The 7037-nt window shown below is 32.4% G+C and carries 6 protein-coding genes and 1 pseudogene; 2 read left to right on the top strand and 5 right to left on the bottom strand.

What is annotated here, in order from left to right; genetic code table 11:
* Nucleotides 1-74: 74 nt before the first annotated feature.
* Both BW983_RS20380 and BW983_RS20385 read left to right on the top strand, forming a co-directional pair.
* Entirely contained in the window at nt 75-989 is a 915-nt protein-coding gene (locus tag BW983_RS20380) for a hypothetical protein (protein WP_076553637.1), read from the top strand.
* 197 nt (nt 990-1186) lie between these two features.
* Complete coding sequence (locus tag BW983_RS20385) at nt 1187-2014, top strand: porin family protein (protein WP_084184613.1); 828 nt, start codon at nt 1187-1189, stop codon at nt 2012-2014.
* A gap of 100 nt (nt 2015-2114) precedes the next feature.
* On the opposite strand, the gene BW983_RS20390 is transcribed toward BW983_RS20385, so the two are convergent.
* The 5 genes and pseudogenes from BW983_RS20390 to BW983_RS24405 all read right to left on the bottom strand — a co-directional run.
* A complete protein-coding gene (locus tag BW983_RS20390; protein WP_076553639.1) occupies nt 2115-2810 on the bottom strand; it encodes a hypothetical protein in 696 nt (231 codons plus the stop codon).
* A gap of 401 nt (nt 2811-3211) precedes the next feature.
* Nucleotides 3212-4744, bottom strand: coding sequence for a M20/M25/M40 family metallo-hydrolase (locus BW983_RS20395; RefSeq protein WP_076553640.1), 1533 nt, complete (start codon nt 4742-4744; stop codon nt 3212-3214).
* Nucleotides 4745-4913: 169 nt separating this feature from the next.
* Complete coding sequence (locus BW983_RS20400) at nt 4914-5255, bottom strand: hypothetical protein (protein ID WP_076553641.1); 342 nt, start codon at nt 5253-5255, stop codon at nt 4914-4916.
* 249 nt (nt 5256-5504) lie between these two features.
* Nucleotides 5505-6131 carry a hypothetical protein gene (locus tag BW983_RS20405; RefSeq protein WP_076553642.1) on the bottom strand — a complete coding sequence of 209 codons (627 nt, stop codon included), beginning with the start codon at nt 6129-6131 and terminating at the stop codon, nt 5505-5507.
* Nucleotides 6132-6778: 647 nt separating this feature from the next.
* Nucleotides 6779-6961, bottom strand: a pseudogene (locus BW983_RS24405) (RHS repeat-associated core domain-containing protein); the annotation flags it as partial.
* Nucleotides 6962-7037: the final 76 nt, after the last annotated feature.

Below are 7037 nucleotides of genomic sequence, written 5' to 3' on the forward strand. Positions count from 1 at the left end.
ATTGTCGTAAAACTGTCATATCGCTTTTATGCAAAACCAGCATTGGATTTCCGAATCTTGTGCAAAAAATCAGCATGAAAATCATCAAAAAAATTTTAGTATCAATTTTAATTCTAATCGTTCTGACAGCATTCGGTGGATATATTTATTTCAACCAAAAATTCATCCCAGAAAAGAATTACTTAACATTAGAAAATGAAAGCGGAAGAATTCCTATCAAATGGATTGGAAACGATAAAAATGTATTACTCCTCCCTATTCATTTCCAAAAGGATTCTACAACTTATTATCTGCAATTCGATACCGGAGCAACTTATACTGAATTTTACTATAACTCGATTAAGGATATAAAAGGTATTAGCATCAATAATCATCGGGCAACTGCAACATTTTACCTCGGAAATACAAAAGTAACTTCTCACCTCATCAAGGTTTCCAACATAGGAAAAGTGCATGACAAAAATGATTCGGTTAAAATCATTGGAACTCTAGGCGCAGATATCATTGAGAATAGAAAAACAGTAATCAATTTAAAGGAAAATTGTGTCGTTTTCAATCTTTCTCAATGTCCAGCAAAGTTTAAAAATAACCTTATTGATTTTGAATTCAAAAAGAGGAAAATCATTATTCATGCGGACTTAGAGGGAAACAGTGAGAAGTTCCTGTATGATTCCGGAACGAGTGCTTATGAACTTTTAACTTCGAAGGAGATCTGGGAAAGCTTAAAATTACCACGATCAAAAGTTATTATTGAGAAACCACAATCGAGGTCTAATATTTTGACGAGCTATACTGCAAAAAGTAACCGCGTCATTACTTTTAAAAATAAGAATGTACCACTTACAGAAGTTACTTACGTAGAAGGTTTTACTGCAACTCAATATATGCTCATGAAGTTTTCAGGAATGACTGGAATGCTGGGCAATAAAATCTTTTTGAATCATACAATCTACATTGATTGTGCTCAGGAAAAAATAGGAATTGAATAACTTTATTCCTAAATCTTTCCTAAATCAAGTCCCAATTTTGTCATGTTTTTAAACAGTATTTAAGATTTTTGAATAAACAATCTGTTCATAAAGCTTTATAAATTTGTTTTGACAAAATATATTCTCTGTGCATCGCTGATATTTTCATCTAACCTCATGATTTCACAGAGATTAACATTAATAGTAAAGTAGTTTTCATGATGTTTAGTATAAAAAAAATCCTTTTGGTATCAGGTATAATAGGTTGTATGGGAAATGTACAGGCACAGATCAGTCCACCAGGACTTGGAGATGCTAAAACAGCTTTCTGGTCGGCATTTGGAGTGAAGCAACAATTGGATTCTTTAGGTAAAAAACAATCGATGAGTTATATCGCTATTGGTCGTAAAAGCAGCCCGGATAATGATAATTTGTTTTCAAAACAGGCTATTTTTGTTCTGAATCATGAGGTTTATAATTCTTTTGCACCTAACCAGCAATACAGCTATGCCATCAGCTACCGAAGACAGCCTCAATATGAAAGTGATGCGCCTTACGACAAAGAAAATACAGAGCAGGAATTCAGGATTTACGGAAGATATGCTTATACTTTTGATCTTGGTAAAAAGCTTAAATTAAAGAATACGGTTCGTCAGGAATTCAGAAAGTTTTTTGATGCCGATTTTCATAAAGTTGAAGAAGATTTCCAGTTAAGAACACGTCTTAAAAGCCAATTAACATATAATTTATCTCCTAAAAACAATCAGAAACTGGCTTTAAGTGCTGAAGCTTTATTTTCCATTAGCCATCTTAATGAGCACGATCAGCATTGGAATTCTTTTGGATATAGAGAACTGAGACTTGCTGCTTATTATATGTTTAATATTCCTCATTCACCTTTTACAGTAGACATCGGTTATATGAATGATCTGATCAGAGGTAGCAAAAGTATTCACCACGGAGGTGTTCATTATCTTGCTGCAGATCTGGTTTGGAATATTCCTTATAAAAAGAGAGAAACAACGGATCAGGATCATCTTGATTAGAAAGATAAAATTAAAAATCCCAGTCATTGCTGTCTGGGATTTTTGTTGGAAAATATAAGATTCTCCGCAATATAATTAAGTATGAATGTTGGTGTAAAATTTAATTGCATAAGGTCAGAAACTGACGGCTCATCTGTACTTTAAATTTGGCTTCAGCTCTTGAACTCGCATAAATAGTATGCTCAAATGCCTGAATGGTTTTTAACTTCTGATCAATATATTCCGCTATCTGAACAATGGAAAAAATAAAGTCTCTGTACAATGCCATATTTACTGTTTGTCCGTAATAGGGTAAATACGCTTTCAAAAAAGGAATGGTCATTTGATGCCTGTTATAGCTTACACAATATCCTGCTCCTTCTCTTGAGGTCACAATATCATAATCATTGATATAATCCAGAATATTTTTATTGCCGCTGAGTGCATCTTTATTTTTTGAGCAAAAACGATTGATTTTATCCAAAATATGTTGAGCGTATTCCATCATGGAGATCGTTTTCCATTCAAAAACATGGTTCATCCCTTTTTGAGGTGACTTCACGTTTTCACATCCTGTACAGAAAGAAATACCAATCTTTTCATGGTAAGGAAAGAAGCAGTCTTTAATCTCAATGGCAGCATCTGCCTGTAAATTATCTTCTGCAAAATTATAATAGAGATAAGGGCTGTACATCCCTGCAAGTGTTTTCAGATAATCTGCTTCACCTGTATTGTGATATTCTTCAAACCATTTTTCAAGGTTATCATAATAATGGGCTTCAAAGTCTTTAAAGTTTAAGTAAAATGGCAATTCCATAGCTCTGTAATTTTGATGAAACAAAGCTATTGACGTAAAGCGACAAAACTTGACGTGTTTTATTTTTTTGTAAAAAGATATGAAATGTGAGACGATTAAATGTCAATAGTGAATTTTGCTTTTTAAGTGGATCCTAATAGATATTTAAATTAAACGCTGACGTTCGCCAGATCATGTATTATTATCTAATATTTATTCGCAAAAGCATTTCATTCAGCAAAGATGGTATTGCTAATCTAAGAATTAATGAAAAGATTTTTTAATCCAAATAAAAATGTAAACTTAAAATCTAAGTGTTAAAATTATTGTTATTTAAAAACTCACGAGCTCAGCGAATTGATCATTCACTATTGACGTTTCTGCTCTCTACGCAACCCGAATCGCGAACCTCGCAACTACTTTCATTTGTCATAATTTATCATCATATACTCAAAGTAATGAATCATTTTAAGATAGTTCTCGATGCTGATATATTCGTTAGTACTGTGTATGCTTTGCTGTTCGGCGCTATTAATTTTGATAGGCATAAAACGATACACATTCTTGCTGACAATTTCATATTTTCCGGCATCGGTTCCAGCCATCGTAAGGTATGGTGAAACAATTGCTCCGGGATGAATCTCTTTGACAGCAGCTTCGATCAGTTTAAAAGATTTTGTATTGGATGGTGATATTGCCGAGGCTTCTCTTGTGTTATCGATCTCCTCCACTTCTACATCAAATCCTTTGGTTGCTTCTGCAATATGATCACGAACGTCTTTTACTGTATTTCCGGGAAGAAGTCTGAAATTGACTACAAATTCCACTTCGGGAGAAAGTACATTTGTGCCATCACTTCCTTTCATCATGGTAAGTGCTGTAGTGGTTCTTACCAATGCATTGGTTGTATTATTTTTAGTCAGTTGTGAGATCAATACAGGTTTTAAAAGCCATTGATTTGCTAATGCTAATCTTGTTGTAAATGGCATTGCACCACCAATGTTTGTAAAGAATTCTTTTATTAATGGAGTTATCTCCGGTTTCATCTGATGATCTTCCAGTCTTTGCATGATCACAGCTGCTTTCCCGATTGCACTTTCCATGGGTGGCATTGAAGAGTGACCTCCAAGTCCTTTTACTTTTATTTTTGCGGAAAGGAAACCTTTTTCTGCACAACCTACCACAGCAACATCTGCACCTACTCCGGCAACATTTCCTTTTCTCATGATCAATCCGCCTTCGTCATATACGGCATCGAATCTTAATCCTTTTTTCTTAAAATAATCAGCAATCTGAATAGCGCCATTTTTCCCTCCTACTTCTTCATCAAATCCAAAGGCAAGATAAATGTCACGTTGTGGAACTTGTTTATTTTTAATCAGATTATTCATGGATTCCATGAGAGAGAAAAGCATTCCTTTCATGTCTATCGCTCCTCTTCCGTAGATTCTTCCATTTGCCACGGCACCTGAAAAAGGAGCATATTCCCAATCCTCAGCTACTTTTGCAACGGGTTCTAAAGGTTTATCATCCGGACGGAAAACATTTTGATCATTATTTTTGATATCAGCATCACCGGGAGGAACCACATCCATATGGGAAAGAAATAAAATAGGTTCCAAAACAGGATTACTTCCTTTGAGTCTGAACACTAATCCATATTTATTGACCTCAACGTTTTCTGTATGTTGATACACTAATGGATAAGTTTTTTTAAGATATTCTTTAAATTGATCAAAAGGCGCATAGTCGAATTCTCCTAAGCTCCCTGTGGAAACGGTAGGGATCTTTATTCCTCCTGAAAGTCTTGAGACCGCCGAGTCATTTTTTACAGGTTTCCATCCTTCACCTGTTCCTGATGTATTTTTCTTAAAAGGATAAATGTATGTTTTAATTAACAATACAGCTACAAGAATAATAAGAATTCCAAGGATTGCTAAAAGGAACTTTTTCATAGGGGAATTTTATGATGGGTTTGGTTCTATAAATATAGTAAAGTATTTGGTTTTTAACAATTTTAGAAGTGAGGTTTTCAATATATAAACTACCTTTGACTAAGAAACGGGAGTATATGTAAAAGGTTGTCTCCGAAGAAACAACCTTTATGCATATTTACTGATATAATCAATCCCATAAGTTAAAATAATACTTTGCAAATAGCTGCATTCCTTCATTCTGTATCTTTTGCAGTTCTTCAAAGCTTATTTCGTTATTGGGTGTTAATAAAGTTGTAAACGAGCTTATCATTTTTTGTAATATGCTTGCCCATTCTTTATTTATCAAGCGAATTTCTTCTTTCGAATATTCTCTATTTTGATCTAAAATAAATGGCAAATTATGATCTTCTATCCATAATGGTATAGACATAATATTGTCGTTTTCCACTTCTTTTTTATACGCCTCAAGTCTTGGGAGAACAAACTCTGCTATTGAATATTTTAGATCCCATTTTTCCCAATTTTCCATTATTTTAAAATTTAAGTATAATTGTGTCCTTTAGCGATTTACCAAAACTCTAATTAAATATTTTTTATTTGGATATCAATATGATTTTCTTACTTAAACTTTAAATATTATAGGATTATTCACGGTATAGTTATAAGTACTTGTCTTCTATAATTTTCAGAAATTGATATATAAATCGATATTGTACAAGACCTAATATTTATTTTTTCCGTTTAAAGCCGGCTATATTACTTAAATAAGGATTATAAATCAGCGAATCAATATAGGGTCATTAACTCTTTGTAAGCAGGGGTACTTTTTTCTATCAATCTCATCAGAATGAAGTCCATTATATAAACATTTAAAATCAATTCCTTCAACATAATAATTTTTTAAAAAACTATTACTCGTTAATTTTTTATCATTGTGTTCATTGTAATACTCAAGATAATCAGATAAAAAACTTAAAAAGTCATTACTATTAAATCCTACTATTCTATAACTTCTTCTTGTTTTATTGTCAATTGCTAATATGTATTTATCAAATGTTCCAGAAAATATACCTAAACAGTTAGCTTCTTTTTTTGTCATTTTTTTTACATCATCCAAATTCTTGTTTTTATTAAATGAAAGGTTTATTGCATAAAATTCAATTTTTGGAGCAAACACGGATTCTATTAAATCATAATTACCTCTTTTTTTTAATGTATCCAATTTTAAAATCATATTCTTTTTAAAAACAAAATAAAGTGAATCATTTTTAGTGCAACTAGATAATTCATCATTTTTATCTAAATACAGTTGCATTTTAAATATAGACAATAAATCCATATTTTCTTGAGCTTTCACAAAGCTTAAGAAAAACAATAGTATAAGAAGATATATTTTCGAAATCATTTTTTCTGGTTTTCTTTATAAGTTTTATATAATTTATCATATCGTTCCTGCCAATCTACAGCGTCTTTGGATAAAAAACTACTCCTATTAACTGGCAATTGGCAGTTTTGCTCTGGATTAGCCTTCGCTTCTTGGGCATAAGTTATAGAATTCGAAGCAAGAGTAATGCTATGTCCAAACTCGTGAGCCAAAGTATTAGAAGTTATACTAACATTTATACTTAATTTTGTTACAGATTGATTCCCGACAATGTCTCCAGTGTTAGGATCTATTACTGCTCCAGTAACTCCACCACCATAAGCACTTGCGCTTCCTGTAGTAACTACTATATCTAAATTTTTTACTTCATCTGCTTTATTTTTATAAGTTAAATTATCCGCTATTGCAAAACCTTCAGGATCAATGTTTTTAAAATTATCTATACTTTGTTGTGTATGTTGATAATTAGCATCTGCTTTTGCAAAATTCTTTTCAGCTTTCTCTAAAACTTTTCTTGAATCTTTATACTTATTCCAATCTGATTTATTAATAAAATCAGATTTTTTCATCTTCCTATTACCTTCATATTCATTATTAAAGTTATTTCGTGCTATATTTTTTTGTTGCTCCGCTGCGTTTCTTGTAGCTTCATCTCCATTTATAACTTTCATACCATCAGGATCAATGAATCTTACAGGATTGTTAACTGCATAATTATATGGACTATGACGTCTATAAAATTCGGTCAATGGATCCATAACACCCCATCTTCTTCCTAGGTCAGGCATATACATCCTTGCTCCATAATCATACATTCCAGTCTCTTACAACTCCTTCCTGTTGTACTTATAATTCATATAGTTTGCTGAAGGTTACTAATCGTATCTAGCAGGTTTGCCTTCTTCAAAAACAATATCTTCAAGACGA

Origin of the sequence: Chryseobacterium ureilyticum, from assembly GCF_900156735.1 — a bacterium.
GTDB classification, from domain to species: Bacteria; Bacteroidota; Bacteroidia; order Flavobacteriales; family Weeksellaceae; genus Chryseobacterium; species Chryseobacterium ureilyticum.